Here is a 1,339-nt window from a genome sequence, read left to right on the forward strand (position 1 = left end):
CAACCAACGACCGAGAAAACGCTATGGCTTCCAGACACCCGCGCAGAGAATCCAGCAAGCGTCAGAAGCGTTGCACTTGGAGTGTTAATTCACCCCTCATTGGTGGACCTGTCGACATGCCGGCTACTGGCAATCTTGGCCCAGAGCAAGAATCCGAGAAAGATAGCAGCAGCAATGCCAACAACCAGCACGAACACGGTACGGTCTTCCGGACAGTGCTTGGCAAGACTATGGAAAATGCCCGTCCCCGCACGGCACTTGTTGTTGGTGTTCCATGCAACGATGCCCACAAGGCTTGCGGAGAAAGCTGCGTACCCAAGTGCTTTAGCGAGCATGGATCGAATAGTGGGCATGAGGCCTAACGCCTGAGTTAAGCCGGCCCGCCCTGGCCAACTGTCAAATCAAAGCCATAACGATGCGGGCTCGGCTTGAACGAATTGTTAGGCAGTGGGTGGCCGGAACGGCTTGGATGATGTCACCGTGCTCCCCGCACTGCCGCCTGGGCGAGTGTGCCACAGGTTGCGGGACGGAGCTTGCCCCGCAGCGCCGGCAGCGGTATGCGGCCGAAGACAAAGGCAGCGAGCGCAGCGGGGTAATGACGTCAGGCGGCGAAGTAGTGACCGAACCGAAGACAGCGAACCTGAGGACTACGCCCCGGGAGCCGACCACAGGTAGGTCGCTAAACTGGCCGAAGTGGAAAGCCGCAATGCACTTGCTCCACCACCGCCTAACGCCTGAGTTAAGCCGGCCCGCCCTGGCCAACTGTCAAATCAAAGCCATAACGATGCGGGCTCGGCTTGAACGAATTGTTAGGCAGTGGGTGGCCGGAATGGCTTGGATGATGCCACCGTGCTCCCCGCACTGCCGCCTAAGGCGAGTGTGCCATAGGTTGCGGGACGGAGCTTGCCCCGCAGCGCTGGCAGCGGTATGCGGCCGAAGACAAAGGCAGCGAGCGCAGCGGGGTAATGACGTCAGGCGGCGAAGCAGTGACCGAACCGAAGACAGCGAACCTGAGGACTATGCCCCGGATCCGACCACAGGCATGTTGCTAAACCGGCCGACGTGGGAAGCCGCAATGCACTTGCTCCACCACAGCCTAACGCCTGAATTAAGCCGAGCCGCGAAGCGGCTTCGGCTTGAATGAATTGTTAGGGCTCAGCCGATTAAGGTAAGAGCCCATTTTTCCGATACCAGCGTACGCAAGCGCCCTCAAGCAGTGCAAAGGCAATCATTGCAGGGATAAATAGTCGGTCCTGCAAAATTACGATCAACCCACGCACTGACCCGTAAGCCGGTTTGCGGATGGCATTGATCGCAGTATTGCCGACCACAGACGCGC

1 protein-coding gene is annotated in these 1,339 nt (G+C 58.9%); it reads right to left on the minus strand.

The features are described from left to right. Nucleotides 1–89: 89 nt before the first annotated feature. Nucleotides 90–335: a hypothetical protein gene (locus tag CRO39_RS20715; protein WP_141400893.1), complete on the minus strand. Its 246-nt coding sequence runs from the start codon at nt 333–335 to the stop codon at nt 90–92. Nucleotides 336–1,339 lie beyond the last annotated feature (1,004 nt).

Source organism: Pseudoxanthomonas wuyuanensis, assembly GCF_900215535.1.
Taxonomy (GTDB): domain Bacteria; phylum Pseudomonadota; class Gammaproteobacteria; order Xanthomonadales; family Xanthomonadaceae; genus Pseudoxanthomonas_A; species Pseudoxanthomonas_A wuyuanensis.

What these genes read in the sequence shown, in the direction of transcription:
- CRO39_RS20715 (WP_141400893.1), bottom strand. Translation starts at nt 335, where the DNA reads ATGCTCGCTAAAGCACTTGGGTACGCAGCTTTCTCCGCAAGCCTTGTG.